Origin of the sequence: Streptomyces sp. ICC4 (assembly GCF_003287915.1) — a bacterium.
Classification (GTDB): Bacteria; Actinomycetota; Actinomycetes; order Streptomycetales; family Streptomycetaceae; genus Streptomyces; species Streptomyces tritrimontium.
On the sequence record NZ_CP030286.1, the window covers coordinates 2,051,123 to 2,074,175 of the forward strand.

Here is a 23,053-nt window from a genome sequence, read left to right on the forward strand (position 1 = left end):
CACGCGGCGGCTGGTGTGCCGCCCGCCGCGGTCCCCGGCGTCAAGTCCGGGTACGCGGGGGGCCGCCGGACGGGGGAGTTCTCCCGGGCGCCGCGGGCCGCGCGGGCGCTGGTGGGGGCCGCCCGGGAGCCGCTCCGTGTGCCGTGCACCACAGGGGGCGGGGGATTGGGGTGCTCCAAGGTCGGATAGCCTGACGGCGGATGTCTCTTCACGTCAAGATTCACTGGGCCGGGGAGCGGCGTCCTCCCAGCACATGGGGCAGGGACGCCCCACCGCCAGCTGTCTAACGGAGAAGGCCATGACCCGCACTCCCGTGAATGTCACCGTCACCGGCGCCGCCGGCCAGATCGGCTACGCGCTGCTCTTCCGCATCGCCTCCGGCCACCTGCTCGGCGCGGACGTGCCGGTCAAGCTCCGTCTTCTGGAGATCCCTCAGGGCATGAAGGCCGCCGAGGGCACCGCCATGGAGCTCGACGACTGCGCCTTCCCGCTGCTCGCCGGCATCGACATCTTCGACGACCCGAACAAGGGCTTCGAGGGTGCCAACGTCGCGCTGCTGGTCGGCGCCCGCCCGCGCACCAAGGGCATGGAGCGCGGTGACCTGCTCTCCGCCAACGGCGGCATCTTCAAGCCGCAGGGCGCCGCGATCAACGCGAACGCCGCGGACGACATCAAGGTCCTGGTCGTGGGCAACCCGGCCAACACCAACGCGCTCATCGCGCAGGCCGCCGCCCCGGACGTACCGGCCGAGCGCTTCACCGCGATGACCCGCCTGGACCACAACCGCGCGATCTCGCAGCTGGCCGCCAAGACCGGCGCCGCCGTCTCCGACATCAAGCGCCTGACCATCTGGGGCAACCACTCGGCGACCCAGTACCCGGACATCTTCCACGCGGAGATCGCCGGCAAGAACGCCGCCGAGCTGGTCAACGACCAGGCCTGGCTGGCCGACGACTTCATCCCGACCGTCGCCAAGCGCGGCGCGGCGATCATCGAGGCCCGCGGCGCGTCCTCGGCCGCCTCGGCCGCCAACGCCGCCATCGACCACGTGCACACGTGGGTCAACGGCACCGCGGCGGGCGACTGGACCTCGATGGGCATCCCGTCGGACGGCTCCTACGGCGTCCCGGAGGGCATCATCTCCTCCTTCCCCGTCACCACCAAGGACGGCCGCTACGAGATCGTCCAGGGCCTGGACATCAACGAGTTCTCCCGTGCGCGCATCGACGCGTCCGTGGCGGAGCTCGTCGAGGAGCGCGACGCGGTGCGCGAGCTCGGCCTGATCTGAGCGGCTCCGCACGGACCGGGCGCCTGACTCCCGGCCCGCAGAGCCCGTAGGACCCGTACGAAGCAGTGCGAACATCGAAGCGCCCCGGCCAAACCAGGCCGGGGCGCTTTGGCGTGATTCTTGCTGTCGCTCCAAGTAGGGGACTCCTAGGGTCGGTCGGTGACCGAGATCCCGATTCCCGACCAGCCCGCCGGCGGCGGCTGGGGTCCTGCGTCGACCTCACCGGGCCGGGCGGGCCGCTCGCCGGTGCACCCCTCCCTCAGCGAGGCCGGCCGCTTCCTGTGCGCGGGCACCTACCTCGACGCCGGATACCGCGACCGGGTCATCGACGAGCTGTACGTCCACGAGGAGCGGATCGTCGCCCCCTCCTACGGCTACGACGCCTCGCGCGTGCTCGCCCACGCGCTCCGCGCCCGCCGCGCCGAGCTCGGCTGGGCGGCCGGCGTCCTCGGCGCCTGGTTCGTCGGCTCCCTGCTCACCGGCGGAGCCCTCGCCGTGCTCGTCGTCCCCTTCCTGCTGCTGAGCCTGGCCGACTGGCTGCGCGCCCGGAACGTCCCGGTGCTGCGCGTGCTGTCCGTGGTCCTGCGGATCTACGTGTGGTGGGTGCTGGCCACCGTCCTGGCGGTGCTCGGCTTCGGCGGGTTCGCGCTGCCGGGCCTCCTGGACGACCTCGGCGGATCGGCGCTCACGCCGTTCTCCCCGGGCGGCGGGGGCGTCACCGGCGCCGCCGCCCTCTGGTGGCTGCCGGTGGTCTTCGCCGCGGTGGTGACCGTCGTGGGGTTCCAGCGCGGACACGTCTTGCGGACCATCGCCACCGACCTCGCCGAGGGCCGCTACGCCGACCACGCGGGCGATCCGGCCGAGTCCTTCGACGGCGCCCGCTTCCAGCGCATCCGCCAGCGCATCCGGGCCGAGCAGCACGCACCGATGATCATGTACGACGTCAACGACCCGTTCTGCGGCGCGGGTGATCCCTACCGGCCCTGGCAGCTGTCCGTCGAACTGCGCCCGCGCGAGGACCTCGGCCCCGACCGCAAGCCGGCCCCGGTCACCAACGCCCACATCGTGGGGCGGATCGTGCCGCTGCTGGAGCGCCTGCGGGTGCCCTCGCCGCACGGCTCCCCGGAGGCCGAGGCCGCCGTCGGGGACCGGATGCGCGAACTGGTCGTCGACGAGTGCGTGTTCCTGCCCGCGGGCGGCCTGCCGCACCGGGACACCGCCCAGGTCGTCCACGGGCAGTACGCCGGCCAGCGGGCCGCCGCCATCGAGGAGGGCGGCGAGCGCCGCCGGCACTTCCTGCGCGTCAGGGTCGGCGGCTGGGACGAGAACCTCGTCGTCACCGTCTTCGTACGCGTCCACACGCAGGGCGGGATGCTGATGCTGGAGGTGGCTCCGCACGTGCTGCTGCCCGTCCGGACCGCCTTCCGCAACGCGGATGCCGACGCCCAGCGGCACCGGAACAACAGCGGCTTCGGCAAGGCCGTGTGGGCCCTGCGCAAGACCCCCGGCTCGCTGGCGGCCTCCGTCACCACCCTGGGCCGGAGCGTGGCGAGCTGGTGGCGGATCGCCACCGCCGGCCACGGCGGCGCCCGGCCCGAAGGGCCCCGCGTCTCGGTGCGGGACCTGGCCTCCCGGGACGACGGCTCGCTGTTCCACCTCATGGACCTCGACCGCTTCCTGAAGACCATTCAGGACCGGGTCGTCGGGGGAGTGACCGTCGCGCTGCACGAAGCGGGCTGGCACACCGAGGAGTTCGCGCGCCGCGCCGTCAACGTGGCCGAGGGCGGCGTGTTCATCCAGTCGGTGCACGGCAGCGACTTCAGCGTCGGCGGCAGCAACAACACCAACAGCAAGGGCGGGGGGACCAGCGGTGGCAACTGAGGGAAGCGGTACGGGTACGGGCGGATCGCAGCCTTCCGTGCGGATCGTAGCCGCCGGGAGCTGACGCCCTTGAGGGGGTTGGCCAGCTTGGAGAGCTGGACCTTCGGCTGGTAGCGCACGAGCAGGTGCACGTGGTCCTGTTCGCGACATCGACTTTTTGGCCGTCCTTCCCGCGCAGGCCGCGCAGGCGGTACTCAAGGCGTACTTCCAGGCGTGGAAGAACTGCTGGGACGGCCGGGCGGGCGCCCCGGACTTCAAGGGCCGGTTCCGCACCGTGATGTCCGTGGACATCCCGCAGGGCCGGGACCTGAACGTTGTCCGCGTTCACCGCCGCTGGGGCGGCGCACCACGCGGCCGCCCTGTCCGCCTTCCGCCCGGGCGGCTGAAGGGGCGGGGCGGACCTACTTGTACATGCCCGGGGTGTAGTGGCCCGGGGTCAGGCGGGTGGTGACGCCGATGCGGTTCCAGACGTTGATCGCGGCGATCAGGGCGATCACCTGGGCCAGTTCCTTCTCCTCGAAGTGCGCGGCGACCCTCGCGTAGACCTCGTCGGGAACGAAACCGTCGGTCAGGACGGTCACGGCCTCCGTCAGCTCGATCGCCGCGAGCTCCTTCTCCGTGTAGAAGTGCCGCGATTCCTCCCAGGCGCCGAGGAGCAGGAGCCGCTCCACGTCCTCGCCCGCCGCCAGAGCGTCCTTGGAGTGCATGTCGATGCAGAAGGCGCAGTGGTTGATCTGCGAGGCGCGGAGCTTCACGAGCTCGACCAGCGCCGGGTCGAGCCCCTTGGCCGCGGCGGCGTCCAGGGCGACGGCGGCCTTGTAGAAGTCCGGGGCGAGCTTCGCCAGCTGCATGCGGGGGGTGTGCTCGGGTGCGTTCTTCGTGCGGTCCGTGGTGTTCATGCTCCCACCGTACGAGGCAGGCGGCCCACCGGTATGGTCCAGATCCATGACGGAATCCTGGGCCACTTTCGGCGCCGACCTGCATCTGGAGCTCTCCGCGGGGCGGGGCCTGCGGGCCGGGCTCACCGAGGCGCTGCGCGAGGCCGCGCGCAGCGGACGGCTCGCCCCGGGGCTGCGGCTGCCCTCCTCGCGCTCGCTCGCCGCCGATCTCGGGATCGCCCGCAACACGGTCGCCGAGGCGTATGCGGAGCTCGTCGCCGAGGGCTGGCTGACGGCCCGGCAGGGCTCCGGGACCCGGGTCGCGGAGCGGGCCCGGGCGCGGCGTCCCGCGCCGGCGGCGCCCGTACGGCGGGCCGTGCGCGCGAAGACCTCGTACAGCCTGATGCCCGGCTCCCCGGACCTGGGGGGCTTCCCGCGCGCCGGCTGGCTCTCGGCGGCCCGGCGGGCCCTGTCCGAGGCCCCGAACGAGGCCTTCGGGTACGCGGATCCGCGCGGGCGGCCCGAGCTGCGCGAGGCGCTGGCGGGGTACCTGGCGCGGGCACGCGGGGTGCACGCGGACCCGGAACGGATCGTGCTGTGCGCGGGGTTCGCGCAGGGGCTGGTGCTGCTGGCGAGGCTGCTGCGGGCGCGCCGGGTCCGGGAGGTGGCGGTGGAGGGGTACGGGCTGGATGTGCACCGGGACCTGCTGACCGGGGAGGGGCTGCGCACGCGGGTGCTGGAGGTGGACGCGGCGGGAGCGTGCACGCGCGCGCTGGCGGACTCGGGGGTCGGCGCGGTCCTGCTCACCCCGGCGCACCAGTTCCCGACGGGCGCCGCGCTGACGCCCGAGCGGCGGTCGGCGGCGGTGGACTGGGCCAGGTCCACGGGCGGGCTGGTCCTGGAGGACGACTACGACGGGGAGTTCCGCTACGACCGCCAGCCGGTGGGCGCCCTGCAGGGACTGGACCCGGACCGGGTGGTCTACCTCGGGACGGCCAGCAAGTCCCTGGCGCCGGGGCTGCGCATGGGCTGGATGGTCGTGCCGGGGCCGCTGATGGACGAGGTGCTCGCGGTGAAGAGCCGGGCGGACTGGAGTTCCAGCGCCCTCGAACAGCTCACGCTGGCGGAGTTCATCCGGTCCGGGGCGTACGACCGGCACGTGCGCGAGATGCGGCTGCGCTACCGGCGGCGGCGCGACGAGCTGGTGGCGGCCGTCGGCGACCGCGCCGCGGTCTCCGGCATCGCGGCGGGCCTGCACGCGGTGCTGGACCTGGCGCCGGGCGGCGAACGGGCGGCCCTGCGCGCGGCCGCCTGGCAGGACCTGGGCCTGCAGCCGCTGTCGTCCTTCCGCCACCCGGACTCCGCGGCGCCGGCGCGCGAGGCGCTGGTCGTCGGCTTCGGTACGCCGCCCCAGAGCGCCTGGTCCGCGACCCTGGCGGCCCTGGTCGCGACGCTCCCGTGACGGTCCGCGGGTCCGGGGGACCCGGCTACACGGGTCCGGGGGACCCGGCTACACGGGTCCGCGGGTCCCGGCTATGCGGGGTCGGGGCGTACCGGGTCCGGCCGATCGGGGTCCGGCTGATCCGGGCCCGCCTGCGCCGGGGGTTCGCCGAAGCGGGCCAGTGCCAGGGCTCCGGCGACGGCCACCACGAAGCCGGCGACCGCGAGCCAGGCCAGGCCCTCGCGGGTCCGGTCGCCCAGCCAGGCCACGCCCACCACGGCCGGCCCGATCGTCTCGCCCAGCACCATCCCGGCCGTGGCGGTGGTCACCGAGCCCCGCTGCAGCGCCGAGGTGAGCAGGAGGAAGGCGGCGCCCCCGCCCAGCAGGAGCGCGTACAGGGCCGGGTTCGACAGCGCGGACAGCGAGATGTCGTCGATGAGCCGGACCGCCACCTCCACCACCCCGAAGCCCGTCCCGGCCGCCAGACCCAGGGTCAGGGCCCTGCTGCGGTCCGGCAGCCCGCCCGCCACGGCCCCGGTGACGAGCACCAGCCCCGCCACCGCCAGCAGCCCCAGCTTGAGCGCGAGCGAACCGGTCCCCGAGCCCTCCTCGCCGGAAGCCAGCCCCAGCATCACCAGCCCCGCGCACACCACCGCCACCGCGGCCCACTCCGTACCGCTCAGCCGCACCCGCAGCAGCCGCGCCGCGACCACCGCCGTGACCGCGAGGCTGGCGGCGAGCGCCGCGCCCACCGCGTAGATCGGGATGTGCCGCAAGGCGATGATCTGGAGGACGAAACCGGCCCCGTCCAGGCCGAGACCGGCGAGGTAGCGCCACTGGCGCAGGGCCCGCAGCAGGAGGGCGGTGTCGACTCCCGAGCCCGTTCCCGGTTCCGCCGCCCGCGCCGCGACGGCCTGAAGAACCGACGCCGTGCCGAAGCAGACCGCCGCACCGAGCGCGCAAATCATCCCAATGAGCACGAACCGACTCTAGGTCACCGAACTCACGGCGGCCGGATTCCTTCGGCCCCGCGACCCGTTCTAGTCTGTCGGCAGCCGGCCACCCAGGGGGAGCGAACCACACATGGACAGCAGCGGTAGCAGCAGCGGTAGCAGCACCGACAACAAGCGCACCACACGCCGAATGCGTTCCGGCGCCGTGGCGCTCGGCGGCATGGGCCTGCTCGCCGCCGCCCTGGTGGCCTGCGGCAGCAGCAACGAGCCCGACAAGCGCTGCGCGGACCGCGCCACCCTGGACAAGCTGAACACCAAGGAGTGCAAGAGCGGGGGCCGCGGCGCCTACTACTACGGCGGCACCGTCGCGAAGAACAAGGTCAGCGGCGGCAGCTTCGACAAGTCCGCCGTCACCCGCGGCGGCATCGGCGGCAGCCACAAGAGTTCCTCGGGCGGCTGATCCAGCGTGCAGCGCCACACCATCGAGCCCCGCCCGGACTGGCAGAAGACGGTCGAGGCGCAGGGGCTGATCTACCCCCTCACCCGCTACCCCGACGACTCGCTGCGCCCCTACTGGGACGAGAGCGCGTACTACTCCTTCTCGCTGCCCGAGGTCGAGGCGCTGGAGAACGTCGTCGAGGAACTGCACGCAATGTGCCTGGCGGCGGCGGAGCACATCGTCGACCGGGACCGCTTCGCGGACCTCGGCATCACCGACCCGAAGCTCGCCGCGCTCATCGCCGAGTCCTGGCGGCGGCGCGCCGAACAGCCCTCGCTCTACGGCCGCTTCGACCTGCGCTATGACGGCGCCGGCGGCCCCGCCAAGATGCTGGAGTACAACGCGGACACCCCCACCTCCCTCGTGGAGGCGGCGAGCCCGCAGTGGTTCTGGATGGAGGAACGGTTCCCCGGCGCCGACCAGTGGAACTCCCTCCACGAGCGGCTCGTCGAGGCCTGGCGCCGCCAGGCGGAGCTGCTGCCGCCCGGCCCGGTGCACTTCGCGCACTCCGAGACCGACGAGCTCGGCGAGGACCTGATGACGGTCGCCTACCTCCAGGAGACCGCCGAGCAGGCCGGCATCGACGCGCGGGAGCTGTCCGTGGAGCAGATCGGCTGGGACAGCCTGTCCGGCCGGTTCGTCGACGAGAAGCTCGGCTTCATCCGCGCCTGCTTCAAGCTCTACCCGTGGGAGTGGCTGGCCACCGACGCCTTCGGACCGCAGGTGCTGGGCACCTACGACCACGGCGGCGGCAGCGGGACGACGGCCTGGATCGAACCGCTGTGGAAGATGCTGCTCTCCAACAAGGCGCTGCTGGCAATCCTGTGGGAGCTCTTCCCCGAGCACCCGAACCTGCTGCCCGCCTACCTCGACGGCCCGCGCGAGCTCGCGCGGACCACCGGCTACGTCGCGAAGCCGCTGCTGGGGCGCGAGGGGGCCGGGGTCACCCTGCACCCCGTGGACGGCGAGCCCTTCGCCCCGGAACCGGACGAGACGTACGTCTTCCAGGGACTCGCCCCGCTGCCCGACTTCGACGGCAACCGGGTGGTGCTCGGCGCGTGGGTCGTCGAGGACGAGGCGGCGGGCCTCGGCATCCGCGAATCGGAGGGGCCGGTCACGGACGAGTACGCCCGCTTCCTGCCCCACGTGATCCTCTGATCCTCTAGTGCGGTGACCGGGTGAGCCCGCCGGGTCGCGGCGCGCCTACTCGGCGAGGACCGACCTGAGCTGGTCCAGCCCCCAGTCCAGGTCCTCCTTGCTGATCACCAGCGGCGGCGCGATCCGGATCGTCGACCCGTGGGTGTCCTTCACCAGGACCCCGAGCTCCATCAGCTTCTCGGAGATCTCCCGGCCCGTGCCGCGGGCCGGGTCGATGTCGACGCCCGCCCAGAGCCCGCGGCCCCGTACGGCGGTCACCGCGCCGCCGCCGACCAGCAGGTTGAGCTCCCGGTGCAGGTGGTCGCCGAGCTCGGCGGCCCGCTGCTGGTACTCGCCGGTGCGGAGCATGGCGACGACCTCCAGTGCGACGGCGCAGGCCAGCGGGTTCCCGCCGAAGGTGGAGCCGTGCTCGCCGGGCTTGAACACGCCGAGCACGTCCAGGTCGGCGACCACCGCCGAGACGGGCACGACGCCGCCGCCGAGCGCCTTGCCGAGGATGTAGACGTCCGGGACGACCTCCTCGTGCTCGCACGCGAAGGTCTTGCCGGTCCGGCCCAGTCCCGACTGGATCTCGTCCGCCATGAACAGGACGTTCCGCTCGCGCGTCAGCTCCCGTACGCCCCGCAGGTATCCGGCGGGCGGTACGAGGACGCCCGCCTCGCCCTGGATCGGCTCCAGCAGCACGGCGACGGTGTTGGAGGTGACGGCGGCGGCGAGGGCGGTGAGGTCCCCGTACGGGACGATCTCGAAGCCCGGCGTGTAGGGGCCGAAGTGGTCGCGGGCCTCGTGGTCCGTGGAGAAGGACACGATCGTCGTGGTGCGGCCGTGGAAGTTGTCGGCCGCGACCACGATCTTGGCGTGCCCGTCCGGCACGCCCTTGACCTCGTAGCCCCACTTGCGGGCGGTCTTCACCGCGGTCTCCACGGCCTCGGCGCCCGTGTTCATGGGCAGCACCGCCTCCTTGCCGCACAGCGCTGCGAGCTCGGTACAGAAGTCCGCGAACCGGTCGTGGTGGAAGGCGCGGGAGGTGAGGGTGACCCGCTCCAGCTGGGCGCGGGCGGCGTCGAGCAGACGGCGGTTGCCGTGGCCGAAGTTGAGGGCCGAGTAGCCGGCGAGCATGTCGAGGTAGCGGCGTCCCTCCACGTCGGTCATCCACGCGCCCTCCGCCGTGGCGACGACGACGGGCAGGGGGTGGTAGTTGTGCGCGCTGTGCGCGTCGGCGGAGCGGATGGCATCAGCAGTTGTCGACACGGGGTCTCCGATCGTCCGTCCAGGCCTGTGACGGGGGTGGCGTCACCGGGGAACCGGAGGAAGTCCTGGCCTTCCGGCCGGGGATGAATCCGGCTCCCCGCGTAGCGGGACAAGGGAGCAGATCCTCCCACGAGCGGATCGGCGTTCGCCATGGCAGCGCCGGGGGAAGACCTTGAACCGATGGAGATTCCCCACGTTGAGGCATCGTCGGGTGGTCGGTCACTCGTTCGGGTGGGGTGTCGCGGGCGGGAGCGTCGGTGCCTCAGCAGCAGATCATCCGGGACTTCGCCGCCTCCCGTGCCAAAACCTTGAAGGACATCAAGGCGCGGCTGCCGGTGCGGCAGAGGGCGGGGATGCCCAGGCTCAAGAAGAAGGAACTGGCAGACCCCACCCTCAACTACACCCGTCGCGGGTTCCGGCTGAAGGACGGCCTCCTTCACCTGGCGGGCGGCATATCTCTGACAGTGGTGTGGTCGCGGGAGCTTCCCTCCGACCCGTCCAGTGTCCGCGTCTACCGCGACGGCCTCGGCCACTGGTACGCCTCCTTCGTCATTCAGGCCGAGGCGCAGCCACTGCCGGTGACGGGCGCGGCGATCGGTGTCGACTGGGGCGTGAAGGAGACCGCGACCACCACCAGCGACGATCACGATCTTCCGCATGCCGGGCACGGCAGGAAGGCGGCCGGGAAGCTGGCGGGCTATCAGCGGATGATGGCCCGCCGTAAACCGAATCGCGGCCGGGCCGCATCGGAGGGCTACCGCCGGGCGAAGAGGCAAGCCGCGAAGGTACACAAGAAGATCGCCCGCCAGCGCCAGGACACCGCCCGCAAGTGGGCCAAGCGCGTGGTGACGGATTTCGGGCGGATCGCGGCGGAGGACTTCCGGCCGAAGTTCCTCGCCAAGTCCACGATGGCCCGCAAGGCCGCAGACGCGGCCATCTCCACTACGAAGCGCGAGCTGATCAACATGGCGCGCAAGCACGGCCGCGACCTGCGGCTCGTGCACCCCGCGCACACCACCATGGACTGCGGACACTGCGGACACTGCGGAGCGAGAACCAAGCACGCACTCCCGCTGTCGGAACGCACCTACACATGCACCGCGTGCGGAGCCGTCTCTCCCGGAGACAAGAACTCCGCGCGCGTCATGCTCGTCCGGGCTGGTTTCATCCCGGCTGCCGTTGATCGCGGAAGACCTGACGGACCGCCGGTCCGCCAGGCAGCGTGAGGTAGGAATCCCTTTCGTTCAAGGGGAGGTCTCAATCTGCATCCTCGCTCGTATGCCGGACAGAGAAACCTCATCCGTGGCGCGGCCGCTAAGGTGGGCGGCACGCACGGCGACTGGCGTACGGAGAACGAACTCCGGGGGAGTCGTGCGGGCACGACCGCATACAGGGCCGCTCGCCTGGGCCTCGCGGGGACGAGATCTGACATCGACCCCGGAGGAGCCGCCATGAGCGCGAACCACCGTCACCCCGCCCTGCTCGCCACCGACCCCGAGCTGGCGTCCTTCATCGCCGCCGAGGAGACGCTGCAGGCGGAGACCCTGCGCCTGATCCCCAGCGAGAACTACGTGTCCGCGGCCGTGCTGGAGGCTTCCGGCACGGTGCTGCAGAACAAGTACAGCGAGGGCTACCCGGGCCGCCGCTACTACGAGGGCCAGCAGAACATCGACCGCGTCGAGGCGCTGGCGATCGAGCGGGCGAAGGGCCTGTTCGGCGTGGACCACGCCAACGTGCAGCCGTACTCCGGCTCGCCGGCGAACCTCGCCGTCTACCTGGCCTTCGCCAAGCCCGGCGACACCGTGATGGGCATGGCCCTGCCGATGGGCGGGCACCTGACGCACGGCTGGGGCGTCTCGGCGACGGGCTCCTGGTTCCGCGGCGTGCAGTACGGGGTCCAGGCGGAGACCGGCCTCATCGACTACGACGCGGTACGGGACCTCGCGCTCGCGGAGCGCCCCAAGCTGATCTTCTGCGGCGGTACGGCGCTGCCGCGCACGATCGACTTCGAGGCCTTCGCCTCGATCGCGAAGGAGGCGGGCTCGGTCCTCGTCGCGGACGTCGCCCACATCGCGGGCCTGATCGCGGGCGGGGCGCACCCGTCCCCGGCGGGTCACGTGGACGTGATCTCGACGACCACGCACAAGACCCTGCGCGGCCCGCGCGGCGCGATGCTGATGTGCCGCGAGGAGCACGCGAAGGCCATCGACAAGGCCGTCTTCCCGGGGCTCCAGGGCGGCCCGCACAACCAGACGACGGCCGGCATCGCGGTGGCGCTCCACGAGGCGGCGCAGCCGTCCTTCGTGTCGTACGCCCACGCGGTCGTCGCGAACGCCAAGGCGCTGGCCGCGGCGCTGCTGGAGCGGGGCTTCGACCTGGTCTCGGGCGGTACGGACAACCACCTGATCCTGATCGACCTCACGGGCAAGGCCGTCTCCGGCAAGATCGCGGCGAAGGCGCTGGACCGGGCGGGCATCGTCGTGAACTACAACACGGTGCCGTTCGACCCGCGCAAGCCGTTCGACCCGTCGGGCATCCGCATCGGCACGCCGTCGCTGACCTCGCGCGGTCTGGCGGTCGAGCACATGCCGGTGGTGGCGGACTGGATCGCGCGGGCCGTCGACGCCGCCGCGATGGGGGACGAAGCGACCCTGGCCGCCGTCCGCGCCGAGGTCTGCGACCTGATGGCCGCCTTCCCGGCCCCCGGGCTCCCGCTGGCGTAGCCCCCTGACGGGGCCGGACCTGCCCCGAGGGCAGTCCGGCCCCGCCGGACCCGCGCAGAAAGCGGTCGCTCGGCCGAGGCAAGATCCGGACGGGCCGCTACCGCCGGGTACCCGTACGGGGCCGGGGCGCCGGCGGAGCGACCCGCCCGGTTCCGGCCAGCGGCGGGCCCGAGCTCGCCATCGCACCTGAGAGAATGGCGCCATGGCTTCTGATCGTCCTCGCGCGCTCTCCGGCATCCAGCCCACCTCCGGTTCGTTCCACCTCGGGAACTACCTCGGAGCCATCCGGCAGTACGTCGCCCTGCAGGAGACGCACGACGCCTTCTACATGGTCGTCGACCTGCACGCGATCACCATGCCGCAGGATCCGAAGGACCTCCGCGCGAACACCCGCCTCTCCGCCGCGCAGCTGCTCGCCGCCGGCCTGGACCCCGAGCGCTGCACGCTCTTCATCCAGAGCCACGTGCCCGAGCACGCGCAGCTCGGCTGGGTCATGAACTGCATCACCGGTTTCGGCGAGGCCAGCCGGATGACCCAGTTCAAGGACAAGTCCGCCAAGGGCGGCGCCAACAACGCCACCGTCGGCCTGTTCACGTACCCGATCCTGCAGGTCGCGGACATCCTGCTCTACCAGGCCAACGCCGTCCCCGTCGGCGAGGACCAGCGCCAGCACATCGAGCTGACCCGCGACCTGGCCGAGCGCTTCAACCAGCGCTTCGGGAAGACCTTCACCCTCCCCGCCGCGCACATCGTCAAGGAGGTCGCGAAGATCTACGACCTCCAGGACCCGGCGATCAAGATGTCGAAGTCGGCCTCGTCCCCCAAGGGCCTGATCAACCTCCTCGACGAGCCCAAGGCCACCGAGAAGAAGATCAAGAGCGCGGTCACGGACACCGAGGCGGAGGTCCGCTTCGACGCCGAGAAGAAGCCCGGCGTCAGCAACCTGCTCACGATCTACTCCACCCTCACGGGCGAGTCGATCCCCGCGCTCGAGGCCGCGTACGAGGGCAAGGGCTACGGCGCGCTCAAGACGGACCTGGCCGGCGTGATGGTCGATTTCGTCACACCCTTCAAGCAGCGCACCCAGGAGTACCTGGACGATCCGGAGACCCTGGATTCCCTGCTGGCCAAGGGCGCGGAGAAGGCCAGGGCGGTCGCCGCGGAGACCCTGGCGCAGGCCTACGACCACCTCGGTTTCCTGCCCGCGAAGCACTGACGGGCACGCGGGGGAAAGAGGGCCCTGGCGATCTGGGGGGTGCTGCCGCCACACTGGTGCGGCAGCACACACGCGGCGCACAGGCCGCACACGGGCGACGCGCAGGACGACAGGCGGAGGAGAGATACGTGGGGACCGTAACGCTCGGCGTTTCGATCGCGGTCCCGGAGCCGTACGGCAGCAGCCTCCAGGAGCTGCGCGCCGGCTTCGGGGACGCCGCCGCGCATGGCATTCCCACGCACGTCACCCTCGTACCGCCGACGGAGGTGGCCGCGGACCGGCTTCCGGAGATCCGGGCCCACCTGGCCCAGGTCGCGGCCACCGGCCTTCCCTTCGCGATGCGGCTGGCCGGTACGGGAACCTTCCGCCCCCTTTCGCCGGTCGTCTTCGTCCAGGTCGTCGAAGGCGGCCCCGGCTGCACCTGGCTCCAGGGCCGGGTCCGCGACCCGGAAGGGCCGCTCAGCCGGGAGCTGGCCTTCCCGTACCACCCGCACGTCACGGTCGCCCACGGGATCTCCGAGGAGGCGATGGACCGGGCGTTCAGCGAGCTCGCGGACTACGCGGCCGAGTGGACCTGCTCCGGCTTCGCGCTCTACGAGCAGGGCTCGGACGGGGTCTGGCGCAAGCTGCGGGAGTATCCGTTCGGCAGCGGCGCGGCCGGCGTCCCGGCGCAGCCGGGGTCGGCCACGGACATTGCGGCCAGTGCCGCAGGAGAGGCGACCGTACGCCGTTCCTGACGCAGGAACCGGAAGCGGAAGCTGATCCTTCGCAGGACCAGGGCATGGAACGGACGAACCGTCGGGCGAAAAGTCACAATCGACGACCGTAGTCCCCAAAACCGGCAATACCGGCTATTTGCGACAGCTCATTTACGGTGACCGTATGGATTGGCTGACGAAACTCCCGCTGATCGGGCCCCTCGTGTCCGCGCTGATGCGGACCCACCTGTGGCGTTCGTACCAGCGGCTCGACCGCGTGCACTGGAGCCGGCTCGCCGCCGCCATCACCTTCATCAGCTTCCTCGCGCTCTTCCCGCTGATCACCGTGGCCGCCGCGGTCGGCGCGGGACTGCTGAGCCAGGAGCAGCTCGACCGGCTCCAGAAGAACCTCGCCGAGCAGGTCCCCGGGATCTCCGACCAGCTCGACATCAACGCCCTCGTCGCGAACGCCGGCACCGTCGGCCTGGTCGCCGCCGGCATCCTCCTGTTCACCGGGATCGGCTGGATCGGCTCGATGCGGGGCTGCCTGCGCGCCGTCTGGGAGAAGGACGACGAGGACGAGGGCAACCCCTTCGTCCGCAAGGGCAAGGACGCGCTGGTCCTCATCGGCCTCGGCGGCGTCGGCCTGTGCTCGGCCGCGGCCTCGATCTTCGGCTCCAGCGCGGTCGGGAAGGCCGGCGACTGGCTGGGCGTGCCGCGCGAGGGCGCCGGCGGCGGGCTGCTGCGCGGCGGGGCCTTCCTCGTCGGAGTCGTGGCCGCCTTCCTGATCCTGCTCTACGTCCTGACCCTGCTCCCCGGCGTCGAACCGCCGCGCCGCCGCCTGATCGAGGCGGGACTGATCGGCGCGGCCGGCTTCGAGCTGCTGAAGCTGCTGCTCAGCGGCTACATGCGGGAAGTCGCCACGAAGAGCATGTACGGGGCCTTCGGCGTGCCCATCGCGCTGCTGGTCTGGATCAACCTCACGGCGAAGCTGCTGCTGTTCTGCGCCGCCTGGACGGCCAGCCGCGACGATGCGGACGGGGACGGGGTGGAGGACCCGGAGCCGGGCGCCGACCGGGCGGGCGCCACGGCGGACGGGGCCTCCGGCGGCTCCGCCGGCGGGTCCGCGGACGGTTCCTCCGGCGGGTCCGCGGACGGGGCCCCCGGTCCCGTTACGCCCGGCCGCGAGCCCGGCGGCCGCGCCCCCGCGGCCAGCGCCGGTTGACCGCGTACGCCCCGCCGGCCACGACGGCCAGCACCCCGCCCGTGACGCCCAGGGCCGTCCCGACCCCGCCGCCCGCGCCGTCACCGGACGCCGACGGGTTGTTCTCGTGGGACTGGGCCGGGGAGCCGTGCGAGGAGGTGTCCGCGCTCTTCGGCGGCACCAGCTCGCCCACCGGCTTGACCTTGCCGGCCGCCGCGAAGCCCCAGTCGAGGAGGTCGGCGGTCTCCTCGTACACGGAGTTGGCCCCGCCCGTACCCGGGTTCATGACCGTGACCAGCAGCTTCTTGTCACCGCGCTGGGCCGCGCCGGTGAAGGTGGAGCCGGCCATCGTGGTGTTGCCGTTCTTCACCCCGGCGATGCCCTTGTAGGGGGGGAGGCCGCCGGCGCCGGTCATCAGCCGGTTGGTGTTCTGGATCTCGAACGTGTCGCGCGGCTTGCCGGCCTCCTGCCTGCCGGGGAACTTCGCGCTGGCCGTGCCGCAGTACTCCCGGAAGTCCTGCTTCTGCAGTCCGGAGCGGGCGATGAGGGTGAGGTCGTAGGCGCTGGAGACCTGGCCCGGAGCGTCGTAGCCGTCCGGGGACACCACGTGCGTGTCCAGGGCCTGGAGCTCCTCGGCGTGGGCCTGCATGTCCTTGACGGTCTTCTCGACGCCGCCGTTCATGGCCGAAAGCACGTGCACGGCGTCGTTGCCGGAGCGCAGGAACACCCCGAGCCACAGATCGTGGACCGTGTACTCGGTGTCCTCCTTGATGCCCACCAGGCTGGAGCCGGCACCGACCCCGTCCAGCTCCTGGTCGGTGACCTTGTGGACCTGCTCCTTGGGCAGGCCCGGCAGCACGGTGTCGGCGAAGAGCATCTTCATCGTGGAGGCCGGGGGGAGCCGCCAGTGCGCGTTGTGCGCCGCCAGGACCTCGCCCGTCTCGGCGTCGGCCACGATCCACGAACGGCCCGTCAGGTTCGCCGGCAGCGCGGGCGCGCCCGGCATCGGGTTGACCTGGGTGCCGGGCTGCCCCAGCGACGCGCCGCCGACCGTGGACATCGAGGCGGGCGGCGCGGGCGCCTTGGGCGGCTGGCCCTTCCCGTCGGCGGGCGGCGTGGGCGTCGGCGCGGCGTGCGCGGGCGACACCAGCAGCGCCGGGACCAGCAGTGCGGGCAGTGCGGCGGAAAGGACCGTCAGTGCGGTCTTCTTGGCAGACACGCAGGTGAAAGTACATCCAGATCCTGTGATCAGCGGCACGGACCGGCCAACCCGCCGCAACCACCGCCGGGACAGCCCACCCCCGCGCGTCCGTCCCGGGGGCGGAGCCGATACTGAGGTCATGAGACTCAGCCGCGCCACTTCCTGGTTCCTGCTCGCCTTCGGCGCGTGGAGCTGGTTCATCTGGGTTTCTTTCACTCGGAACCTGTGGAAGGACGGCAGCGGCCTGGCGTTCGACGATGCGGGAAGCCCGACCGGCTACTTCTGGGTCCACCTTCTCCTGGCAGTGACGTCCTTTCTCCTGGGGACGGCCGTAGGAGTGATCGGGTTGCGCGGGGTACGGGCGCTGCGGCGCGCATCACGTGAGGAGCAGGGCGCGTGACGATCGCACTGGCAGTGGCCGCCGTCCTGCTCGTACTGGCCCTCCTGGGGCTGGTCCACCGCTGGCTCTGGATCCGGCTGGTCCGCGACACCACCGCCCCGGGCGGCCGCGCCCGCCGTACGGGCACGGCCCTGGCCTTCGCCCTCCCGGTCCTGGCCCTGGCCGCCCTGGTCGCGGGCCGCGCGGGCGCGCCCTTCTGGCTCCAGCGCGCGGTCTCCTGGCCGGGCTACCTCTGGCTGGCCGTCCTGCTCTACCTGACCCTGGCGATGCTCGTGGCCGAGGCCGTCCGCGCGGTGTGGCTCCGCCGGGCGAACGGGGCGCCCCGGGCGGCTCAGCCCCTCTCACCCTGCTCCCTTCCCGTCACTGCCGTCTCTTTTTGATCACGTATCACGCGTCACCGCCCGGAAGATGGCGGCACGGACCGGCGGCCGACCGGGGCATCAGGGTGCGAGCCGGTACGGAACCCGGGCTTCCACACCCGTGCCCGTCCCGTGCGGAACCATTGGCCGAATGAGAGAAGAGCTGCCCGCCTACGCGGAGCGGGCTCTGGAGGCGGCCGAGGGGATGCCGGCCGGCCGGGGGCTGTCAGTCGATGATTTCCGGGCTGGCCGTGATGACCGCGAAGGGGGCGCCCTGGGGGTCGGCCAGGACGGCCATGCGGCCGGCCGGCATGTCGAAGGACGGCTTCAGGACCGCTCCGCCGGCGCGGACCGCGGCTGCCTGGACCTCGTCCACGTCGTCCGCGTGGAAGTAGGCGAGCCAGTGCGGCGGGGTGCCCGGGGGCAGGTTCGCCAGGTCCATCATCCCGCCCACGGCGCGGCCTCCGACGAGGAACTCCGTGTACCCCTCGGCTCCCGGCATCTTGGACGCGGTCGTGGAGACCGGCAGGACGGAGGTGTAGAACGCGGCCGCGGCGGGGACGTCGCTCGTGCTCAGCTCGTTCCAGATGAGGGCGCCGTGCTCGTTGACGATGCCCGCGCCGTCGAAGGTGCCGGCCTGCCACAGGCCGACGACGGCGCCGGTCGGGTCGGCGACGACGGCCATCCGGCCGAGGTCCATGACGTCCATGGCGCCCAGGACGACCTTGCCGTGGGCATCGGTGACGGACTTGAGGGTGCCGTCGAGGCCGTCGGTGGCCAGGTACGTGGTCCACACGGTCGGCGGCATCGGGTCGGGGACGCTGCCGTCCGGGTTCATCGCCTTCATGATCCCGGCGACCGGCTTGCCCTTGAGGGTGCAGACGGCGTACCCGCCGGTCTCGGGCGGGCCGATCTCGCCCTGCCAGCCGAACAGGTCGCTGTAGAAGTCGATGGCGGCCTGCTGGTCGGGGACCATCAGGTCGATCCAGCAGGGGGTGCCGGGCTTGTAGGGGCCGTTCATGTCGGGCACGGGCGCTCCGGGGGATGGATCGGGGGATGGATCGGGGAAGGACGGCCCGTCCCCTACCCGGGGGACGGGGCCCGAAGCGGGCCGTACGGGTGAAGCCCGTGCGGTAACCCCTGACTGGCCGTCCCACCCCCCTGCTCCGCCCCGGCTCCGACGCCGGACGGGTGCGGTGTGGGCGAGCATGGGCGTGGCCGGCGGGGCATCCGTCGCTCATCACGCGGGAACGGGTGGGGAATTGATGAGATCGGTACGGATGCTCATGTCCGCGGCGGCGGCCTTCACGGCCTTGGGGGCTGCGCTCGGCACCTCGCCGGCCGTCGCGTCCTCGGCCCCGGCCGCCCAGGCCGCCCAGGCCGCCCAGGCCACCCAGGCCACCCAGACCGCCCTGGCCGCGGGCCCGGCGCAGAACGAGATCAGGGTCGTGTCCTGGAACATCTGCGGCGAGGCCGGCGGCAACCGGGGGGACGCGGGCTACTGCGCGTACCGGGACCAGCCCGCGGTGAAGATGGACGAGGTCCAGAAGGTCGTGGACGAGCGGCGCGCCAACGTGGTGATGCTGCAGGAGGTCTGCGGCGGCGCCGCCGGCAGCCACATGGCGCTGCTCCAGGAGCGGCTCGGCCCCGCATGGTCCATCCGGCACGCCAAGGGCGCGCGCCCCGACGGCCGGACCGACTGCCGGGCGGGCCTGACCGGCGAGCTCGGCATCCTGCTGGCCGTGAAGGGCACCGTCACCGGCTCCTGGTCCGAGAACACGCTGCCCGCCTCCGCGGACGACAAGCAGACCCTCGCGGCGCTGTGCGTGGCGGTGGAGGGCTGGAGCACCACGCCCTGCACCACCCACGTCATCCCCGGCCAGGCGAGCCGCGCCGCCGCGCAGATCAGGAACGTCAAGGCGTTCGTCGACGCGCACGCTCCCGGCGGCACCGTCCTGGGCGGCGACTTCAACCGCAACGCGGGCGCGGCCGAGATGGCGCCGCTGACCGGCGCGTACGACCACTGCATCGACGGGTTCACGTACCACGGCTGGGACACGGTCGGCACGGGCGGGCACTCCTGGAACGAGCTCGACCACCTCTTCACGACGAAGGCCGTCGGCGCGAACCGCTTCGCCTCCTGCGCCATCGACTCGGCGCGGATGGACACCACCCCGAACGAGCCGGACAGCGGCCCCCCGAGCGGGGTCTCCGACCACGCCCCCGTCACCGCCGTGCTGCGCGGCGCTCCGACGGCCGGGGACATGGACGGTGACGGCAGGTCCGACCTGGTCGCCGTGGACGACGAGGGCAAGCTCCGCCTCTACGCCGGACGGGGCGACGGCGCCGTCACCGGCAGCCCCGCCGTGATCGGCAGCGGCGGCTGGGCCGGCGCCTCCGTCTCCCACCGCGGGGACTGGACCGGCAACGGCACCGAGGACGTCGTCGCCCGCGTCGGCACCGAGCTGCGCGTCTACCCGAACCGCGGCGACGGCACGCTGGCCTCCCCGGTGCGGATCGGCACCGGCTTCCCCGCCGACTCCAAGGTGGTCAGCGTCGGCGACGCCACCGGTGACGGCCACCCGGACGTGATCGCCACCCTCGGCGACACCCTGTGGCTGTACGCGGGCGACCCGGCCGCCCGACCCGGCGTGAGGTCCGGGGTGCAGATCGGCACGCGGGGCTGGTCCCCGATGAGCCTGAGCGCGGCGGGCGACGCCGACCACGACGGCCGCGTCGACCTGTTCGCGCGCGACGCGAACGACGAGAAGCTGTGGCTCTACCGGGGCCGCGGCGACGGCACCTTCGGCGAGCGCACCGAGTACGGGCACGGGTACGGGACCGGCAACCGGCCGCTGCTGGCGGGCGCCGGCGACGCGGACGGCAACGGGGTCGCGGACCTGTGGGCGACCACGAACGAGGGCACCGGCACGCTGATGTTCTACGCCGGCGAGACCAACGGCGCGGGCGACCCGGTGGACGGCACCCGCACCACGGTCGGCCAGAGCAGCTGGAACACCATCCGCGCGATCAGCTGAGCGGCTTTGGTGAAGTTCGCTGCTGATCCATTGATGCGTGCGCGTTGTCTGTTCAGGGCTTGGTCGACTGCGGTGCCGACCGCTCCGTTGGTGGTGTGGACGCGCTCGGGGTAGTCCTCGTACTTCGCCGAGCGCCACACCCGCTCGATGTCGTTCAGCTCGGGACTGCGGGGCGGGAGGTAGAAGAGTTCGACGCCGATGGCGGCGAGCTCCTCGCGGCGCCCTTTGAAGACACGGGCCACGTGTGCGGAGGCGTTGTCCAGGACGACGGTGCACGGCCGTGCCCGTGTGAAGCCCGCGGGAGGTTTGTCCCGTGCGGCGGCCCCGCCGGGCAGGCGGGCCAGCCTCACGCACACGAACTCCGGCAGCATGACCGCGTCGATCTTGCCGCAGGTCCTCTCCCAGACCAGATCGGCATGCTGTCCCACCGTCAGGGCCCCGAGGACGTTCACACGTCGGCCCTTCTTGTCCTCGCGCGGCACGACGGCCCGCTGTCCTACCCTTGACCAGGTGTATCCGGTGGGCATGGTCGGGGCGAACCCGCTCTCGTCGAGGAAGGTCAGCCACTTCGGGCACGGTCAGGCCCCGACCCATCAGCCGTACGTAGTCCAGACGCAGTCTGGTACCCGGCGCGAGATCGCGTGCCCGCAGACGCTCACACACCTCGCGTTCCTGATCAGACGTCAATTCCACACGCAAGATTTTCGGCATGGGCAGCCCCTCCCTGCCCTGCCTCATACCCGAACCGCAGCCCGCATCACCGAGACCGCTCAGCTTGTGCGCGGGGAGGCTGCTGGCGGCTCGGATCAGCCCCGCGGGCACCGGGGCTGTATCTCTCCGGGGCTGTCGCTACGCGGCGCCCGCCGCTGTCAGGACCGCGACCGGCAGGAGCAGAATCCACTGCGGCAGCCGGAGCAGTGGCTTCGGCCAGCCGACCGACAGCGTGACGACCAGGAAAGCGAGTGCGTACGCGACGAAGTGCGCAGCCACGAACCACGCCACCAGGCCGGTTGCTGACGTATCGTCCGCCAGCGCGAGGTAGACCAAGGCGGCTGCGGAGAGCACCAGGTCGACGCTCACCATGTGCCACACGGCATGAAGGACGCGCTTGGGTTCGTCTGCGAGTCCGCAGGACAGCAGCGGGCGCACCACATCCCGGTGCCCGCCGACGATGTGCGCTGCGGCCACACCGGACGCGGTGATGCCCGCTGCGAGAAGCCAGCCGTTCATCGGATCTCGATTCCTTTGGCTATGACAGCAGCCAGCCGGCCGGCCAGCTGAGGGTCGGGGTGTTCCCCGACCAGGCCGATGTGGAAGAACACGGCTCCTGCCAGCGTGTCCAGGACCAGATCCACGGGTGTGTCGGCCGCGATCTCCCCGCGCTCCACGGCACGCTCGAAGACGATCAGCAGCCGCTCCTTCGAGGGGGCCAGGAAGTCGCTGCGGATGCGCGCCTTCAGCACCGGATCGGCGGCGAAGTCAGAGAGCAGCCCCGGGAGCGCCGCTGCGGCGGCCGGTGCGTGGAACTCGTCGACCAGGCCCCGCAGCAGTGCGGTCAGGTCCCCGGCCAGCGTTCCGGTGTCTGGGGCCGGAGCATGGTCGGTGGTCGTGAACACGGCCTCGAAGACCAACTCCGGCTTGCCCCGCCACCGCCGGTAGACCGTGTCCTTGCCGACACCGGCACGGGCAGCCACCGCCCCGATCGATGTCGCGGCGTAGCCAACCTCGATCACCAGCTCTGTGGTCGCGCTGACGATCGCCTCGTGCGAGCGGGGATCCCTGGGACGTCCCCTGGAGGACGGAAAGGAACTCATACCGATTTACGATACGGGTCGACCCGTTTGATAAGCAATCCCGGCCGGCGTCACGAGGACATCACCGCTGCGGAGCATGTACCACAACCGCAACGCACTTACTCAAGACCGCTTAGTGCGGTGACCGGCACCTGGACGGGGTCGCGGGAACCACGCTGAGCGTGTGCCCCGCGGCCCCTGCGCACGCCTGTGCGCCGAGCTCGAATACCGTGCTAGCGGAATGCTTGCACTGCGACTATTCTGGCTGCATGGCCACCTTGTACGTCCGCGACTTGTCCGACGAAGCGCTCGCAGAGCTCAAGATAAGAGCCGCGCGTAGCCGTCAGTCACTGCAGGCGTACGCCCGGACCCTCCTGGAGGAAGAGGCCGCGACACCGTCCGTCGAGGACGTCGTCGAGCGCATCCGCTCCCGGGTCTCGGCCGAGCTGAGCGTGGACGAGGTTCTCGGCGACCTCGATGCCGGGCGGCGGCGCGAATGATCGTGATCGACGCGAGCGCGGTCGTCATGCTGGTCGCCGACGCGGGCCCGGTGGGCGAGGCCTTACGCGATCGGGTGAGGGGTGAACGGCTCGCCGCCCCCTACCTGCTCGATGTGGAAGTCACCCAGGCGTTGCTCGGCCGCCATCGGGGAGGCAAGCTCTCCGATCGCCAACTGGACTCGGCTTGGGACGACTTCGGGCTCCTGCCGGTCAGGCGGATGGAGCACCTCCCGGTGTTGCCCCGGGTGCGGGAGCTGTACGCGAACCTCTCCGCATGCGATGCCACCTACGTCGCACTGGCCGAGGGGCTCCAGGTGCCGCTCGTCACGTGCGACGCACGGATCGCCCGATCCGGCAGCCCGCGCTGCAAGGTCGAGGTCTTCGGCGCGGCATGAACTGATGCGGGTGATGCTTCACTCGTCGCCCCGGGCCGACGGCATGACCTCGGTCGCCGTGGAGTCGTCGTCGATCTGACGCAGCACAGCCGCCGTGACGTACGTCGAGACGTCGCTCCCCATCGCGTCGGTATGTGCTTTCAGTCGCGCGCGCAGCGCCGCGTCCATGCTCATGCG

General features: G+C 71.9%; 24 protein-coding genes, 2 pseudogenes and 1 riboswitch. Of the genes and pseudogenes, 16 read left to right on the forward strand and 10 right to left on the reverse strand.

Annotated elements, in window-relative coordinates; all coding sequences use genetic code 11:
- Positions 1-298: 298 nt before the first annotated feature.
- Both DRB89_RS09410 and DRB89_RS09415 read left to right on the forward strand, forming a co-directional pair.
- Positions 299-1,288: a malate dehydrogenase gene (locus DRB89_RS09410; RefSeq protein WP_112446534.1), complete on the forward strand. Its 990-nt coding sequence runs from the start codon at positions 299-301 to the stop codon at positions 1,286-1,288.
- Positions 1,289-1,447: 159 nt separating this feature from the next.
- Positions 1,448-3,169, forward strand: coding sequence for a hypothetical protein (locus DRB89_RS09415; protein ID WP_112446533.1), 1,722 nt, complete (start codon positions 1,448-1,450; stop codon positions 3,167-3,169).
- Positions 3,170-3,210: 41 nt separating this feature from the next.
- Here DRB89_RS09415 and DRB89_RS09420 read toward each other — a convergent pair.
- Positions 3,211-3,312, reverse strand: a pseudogene (locus DRB89_RS09420) (transposase); the annotation flags it as partial.
- Between DRB89_RS09420 and DRB89_RS44365 the strand changes: the two are divergent.
- Positions 3,312-3,509, forward strand: a pseudogene (locus tag DRB89_RS44365) (RNA-guided endonuclease TnpB family protein); the annotation flags it as partial. The pseudogenes DRB89_RS09420 and DRB89_RS44365 sit on opposite strands and share 1 nt — an antisense overlap.
- Positions 3,510-3,570: 61 nt before the next feature.
- Here the strand turns inward: DRB89_RS44365 and DRB89_RS09430 are convergent.
- Complete coding sequence (locus DRB89_RS09430; protein ID WP_112446532.1) at positions 3,571-4,068, reverse strand: carboxymuconolactone decarboxylase family protein; 498 nt, start codon at positions 4,066-4,068, stop codon at positions 3,571-3,573.
- 46 nt (positions 4,069-4,114) lie between these two features.
- On the opposite strand from DRB89_RS09430, the gene DRB89_RS09435 reads away from it, so the two are divergent.
- Entirely contained in the window at positions 4,115-5,509 is a 1,395-nt protein-coding gene (locus DRB89_RS09435) for a PLP-dependent aminotransferase family protein (protein ID WP_112446531.1), read from the forward strand.
- A 71-nt stretch (positions 5,510-5,580) separates the two neighbouring features.
- On the opposite strand, the gene DRB89_RS09440 is transcribed toward DRB89_RS09435, so the two are convergent.
- A complete protein-coding gene (locus tag DRB89_RS09440) occupies positions 5,581-6,456 on the reverse strand; it encodes a hypothetical protein (RefSeq protein WP_112446530.1) in 876 nt (291 codons plus the stop codon).
- A 115-nt stretch (positions 6,457-6,571) separates the two neighbouring features.
- Here DRB89_RS09440 and DRB89_RS09445 point away from each other — a divergent pair, with 115 nt between their 5' ends.
- Both DRB89_RS09445 and DRB89_RS09450 read left to right on the forward strand, forming a co-directional pair.
- The gene (locus DRB89_RS09445) at positions 6,572-6,901 is read left to right on the forward strand and encodes a hypothetical protein (RefSeq protein WP_112446529.1); all 330 of its coding nucleotides are present in this window, start codon (positions 6,572-6,574) and stop codon (positions 6,899-6,901) included.
- Positions 6,902-6,907: 6 nt separating this feature from the next.
- Positions 6,908-8,098: a glutathionylspermidine synthase family protein gene (locus DRB89_RS09450; protein WP_112446528.1), complete on the forward strand. Its 1,191-nt coding sequence runs from the start codon at positions 6,908-6,910 to the stop codon at positions 8,096-8,098.
- Between the two features lie 45 nt (positions 8,099-8,143).
- On the opposite strand, the gene rocD is transcribed toward DRB89_RS09450, so the two are convergent.
- Positions 8,144-9,349, reverse strand: coding sequence for an ornithine--oxo-acid transaminase (gene rocD, locus DRB89_RS09455; protein WP_112446527.1), 1,206 nt, complete (start codon positions 9,347-9,349; stop codon positions 8,144-8,146).
- Positions 9,350-9,552: 203 nt separating this feature from the next.
- Here rocD and DRB89_RS09460 point away from each other — a divergent pair, with 203 nt between their 5' ends.
- The 5 genes from DRB89_RS09460 (at position 9,553) to DRB89_RS09480 (ending at position 15,211) form a co-directional block, all read left to right on the forward strand.
- Positions 9,553-10,575 (forward strand): transposase, encoded by a 1,023-nt coding sequence (locus DRB89_RS09460; RefSeq protein WP_239516761.1) that lies wholly within the window; start codon positions 9,553-9,555, stop codon positions 10,573-10,575.
- Between the two features lie 99 nt (positions 10,576-10,674).
- Positions 10,675-10,765: riboswitch (ZMP/ZTP riboswitch) on the forward strand.
- Between the two features lie 35 nt (positions 10,766-10,800).
- Positions 10,801-12,072 carry a serine hydroxymethyltransferase gene (glyA, locus tag DRB89_RS09465; RefSeq protein WP_112446525.1) on the forward strand — a complete coding sequence of 424 codons (1,272 nt, stop codon included), beginning with the start codon at positions 10,801-10,803 and terminating at the stop codon, positions 12,070-12,072.
- 202 nt (positions 12,073-12,274) lie between these two features.
- Positions 12,275-13,288, forward strand: a complete 1,014-nt coding sequence (gene trpS / locus DRB89_RS09470; RefSeq protein WP_112446524.1) for a tryptophan--tRNA ligase — start codon at positions 12,275-12,277, stop codon at positions 13,286-13,288.
- Positions 13,289-13,416: 128 nt separating this feature from the next.
- A complete protein-coding gene (locus DRB89_RS09475) occupies positions 13,417-14,025 on the forward strand; it encodes a 2'-5' RNA ligase family protein (RefSeq protein WP_112446523.1) in 609 nt (202 codons plus the stop codon).
- Positions 14,026-14,170: 145 nt separating this feature from the next.
- Positions 14,171-15,211 (forward strand): YihY/virulence factor BrkB family protein, encoded by a 1,041-nt coding sequence (locus DRB89_RS09480; RefSeq protein WP_112446522.1) that lies wholly within the window; start codon positions 14,171-14,173, stop codon positions 15,209-15,211.
- Here the strand turns inward: DRB89_RS09480 and DRB89_RS09485 are convergent.
- The gene (locus DRB89_RS09485; RefSeq protein ID WP_239516066.1) at positions 15,159-16,409 is read right to left on the reverse strand and encodes a D-alanyl-D-alanine carboxypeptidase; all 1,251 of its coding nucleotides are present in this window, start codon (positions 16,407-16,409) and stop codon (positions 15,159-15,161) included. The genes DRB89_RS09480 and DRB89_RS09485 overlap by 53 nt on opposite strands.
- Before the next feature lie 121 nt (positions 16,410-16,530).
- Here DRB89_RS09485 and DRB89_RS09490 point away from each other — a divergent pair, with 121 nt between their 5' ends.
- Together DRB89_RS09490 and DRB89_RS09495 are read left to right on the forward strand one after the other, a co-directional pair.
- Positions 16,531-16,791 carry a hypothetical protein gene (locus tag DRB89_RS09490; RefSeq protein ID WP_112453159.1) on the forward strand — a complete coding sequence of 87 codons (261 nt, stop codon included), beginning with the start codon at positions 16,531-16,533 and terminating at the stop codon, positions 16,789-16,791.
- Positions 16,788-17,171 (forward strand): hypothetical protein, encoded by a 384-nt coding sequence (locus DRB89_RS09495; protein ID WP_112463247.1) that lies wholly within the window; start codon positions 16,788-16,790, stop codon positions 17,169-17,171. Before DRB89_RS09490 ends, DRB89_RS09495 begins: the two co-directional genes overlap by 4 nt.
- A gap of 205 nt (positions 17,172-17,376) precedes the next feature.
- Here the strand turns inward: DRB89_RS09495 and DRB89_RS09500 are convergent, their stop codons facing one another.
- Positions 17,377-18,171 carry a VOC family protein gene (locus DRB89_RS09500; RefSeq protein ID WP_112453255.1) on the reverse strand — a complete coding sequence of 265 codons (795 nt, stop codon included), beginning with the start codon at positions 18,169-18,171 and terminating at the stop codon, positions 17,377-17,379.
- A gap of 244 nt (positions 18,172-18,415) precedes the next feature.
- On the opposite strand from DRB89_RS09500, the gene DRB89_RS45915 reads away from it, so the two are divergent.
- On the forward strand, positions 18,416-20,188 hold the full coding sequence (locus DRB89_RS45915) for an FG-GAP-like repeat-containing protein (protein WP_275431885.1): 1,773 nt from the start codon (positions 18,416-18,418) through the stop codon (positions 20,186-20,188).
- Here DRB89_RS45915 and DRB89_RS09515 read toward each other — a convergent pair.
- The 3 genes from DRB89_RS09515 to DRB89_RS09525 form a co-directional block, all read right to left on the reverse strand.
- Positions 20,092-20,751, reverse strand: coding sequence for a transposase (locus DRB89_RS09515; protein WP_275432067.1), 660 nt, complete (start codon positions 20,749-20,751; stop codon positions 20,092-20,094). The two genes, DRB89_RS45915 and DRB89_RS09515, sit on opposite strands and share 97 nt — an antisense overlap.
- A 286-nt stretch (positions 20,752-21,037) precedes the next feature.
- Positions 21,038-21,418, reverse strand: a complete 381-nt coding sequence (locus DRB89_RS09520) for a hypothetical protein (RefSeq protein WP_112447572.1) — start codon at positions 21,416-21,418, stop codon at positions 21,038-21,040.
- Positions 21,415-22,002: a TetR/AcrR family transcriptional regulator gene (locus DRB89_RS09525; protein ID WP_112447571.1), complete on the reverse strand. Its 588-nt coding sequence runs from the start codon at positions 22,000-22,002 to the stop codon at positions 21,415-21,417. Before DRB89_RS09525 ends, DRB89_RS09520 begins: the two co-directional genes overlap by 4 nt.
- A gap of 248 nt (positions 22,003-22,250) precedes the next feature.
- On the opposite strand from DRB89_RS09525, the gene DRB89_RS09530 reads away from it, so the two are divergent.
- Positions 22,251-22,481, forward strand: a complete 231-nt coding sequence (locus DRB89_RS09530; RefSeq protein WP_112447570.1) for an antitoxin — start codon at positions 22,251-22,253, stop codon at positions 22,479-22,481.
- Positions 22,478-22,876, forward strand: a complete 399-nt coding sequence (locus tag DRB89_RS09535; RefSeq protein WP_112447569.1) for a type II toxin-antitoxin system VapC family toxin — start codon at positions 22,478-22,480, stop codon at positions 22,874-22,876. The genes DRB89_RS09530 and DRB89_RS09535 overlap by 4 nt, the downstream gene beginning before the upstream one ends.
- 18 nt (positions 22,877-22,894) lie before the next feature.
- On the opposite strand, the gene DRB89_RS42770 is transcribed toward DRB89_RS09535, so the two are convergent.
- A complete protein-coding gene (locus tag DRB89_RS42770) occupies positions 22,895-23,050 on the reverse strand; it encodes a hypothetical protein (RefSeq protein WP_162688518.1) in 156 nt (51 codons plus the stop codon).
- Positions 23,051-23,053 lie beyond the last annotated feature (3 nt).

Coding starts and splice junctions, on each gene's coding strand:
- DRB89_RS09445 (WP_112446529.1), top strand. CDS start 6,572: ATGGACAGCAGCGGTAGCAGCAGCGGTAGCAGCACCGACAACAAGCGC.
- DRB89_RS45915 (WP_275431885.1), top strand. CDS start 18,416: ATGAGATCGGTACGGATGCTCATGTCCGCGGCGGCGGCCTTCACGGCC.
- DRB89_RS09430 (WP_112446532.1), bottom strand. CDS start 4,068: ATGAACACCACGGACCGCACGAAGAACGCACCCGAGCACACCCCCCGC.
- DRB89_RS09525 (WP_112447571.1), bottom strand. CDS start 22,002: ATGAGTTCCTTTCCGTCCTCCAGGGGACGTCCCAGGGATCCCCGCTCG.
- DRB89_RS09530 (WP_112447570.1), top strand. CDS start 22,251: ATGGCCACCTTGTACGTCCGCGACTTGTCCGACGAAGCGCTCGCAGAG.
- DRB89_RS09490 (WP_112453159.1), top strand. CDS start 16,531: ATGAGACTCAGCCGCGCCACTTCCTGGTTCCTGCTCGCCTTCGGCGCG.
- DRB89_RS09500 (WP_112453255.1), bottom strand. CDS start 18,171: ATGAACGGCCCCTACAAGCCCGGCACCCCCTGCTGGATCGACCTGATG.
- DRB89_RS09520 (WP_112447572.1), bottom strand. CDS start 21,418: ATGAACGGCTGGCTTCTCGCAGCGGGCATCACCGCGTCCGGTGTGGCC.
- DRB89_RS42770 (WP_162688518.1), bottom strand. CDS start 23,050: ATGAGCATGGACGCGGCGCTGCGCGCGCGACTGAAAGCACATACCGAC.
- trpS (WP_112446524.1), top strand. CDS start 12,275: ATGGCTTCTGATCGTCCTCGCGCGCTCTCCGGCATCCAGCCCACCTCC.
- DRB89_RS09480 (WP_112446522.1), top strand. CDS start 14,171: ATGGATTGGCTGACGAAACTCCCGCTGATCGGGCCCCTCGTGTCCGCG.
- DRB89_RS09410 (WP_112446534.1), top strand. CDS start 299: ATGACCCGCACTCCCGTGAATGTCACCGTCACCGGCGCCGCCGGCCAG.
- DRB89_RS09435 (WP_112446531.1), top strand. CDS start 4,115: ATGACGGAATCCTGGGCCACTTTCGGCGCCGACCTGCATCTGGAGCTC.
- glyA (WP_112446525.1), top strand. CDS start 10,801: ATGAGCGCGAACCACCGTCACCCCGCCCTGCTCGCCACCGACCCCGAG.
- DRB89_RS09440 (WP_112446530.1), bottom strand. CDS start 6,456: ATGATTTGCGCGCTCGGTGCGGCGGTCTGCTTCGGCACGGCGTCGGTT.
- DRB89_RS09535 (WP_112447569.1), top strand. CDS start 22,478: ATGATCGTGATCGACGCGAGCGCGGTCGTCATGCTGGTCGCCGACGCG.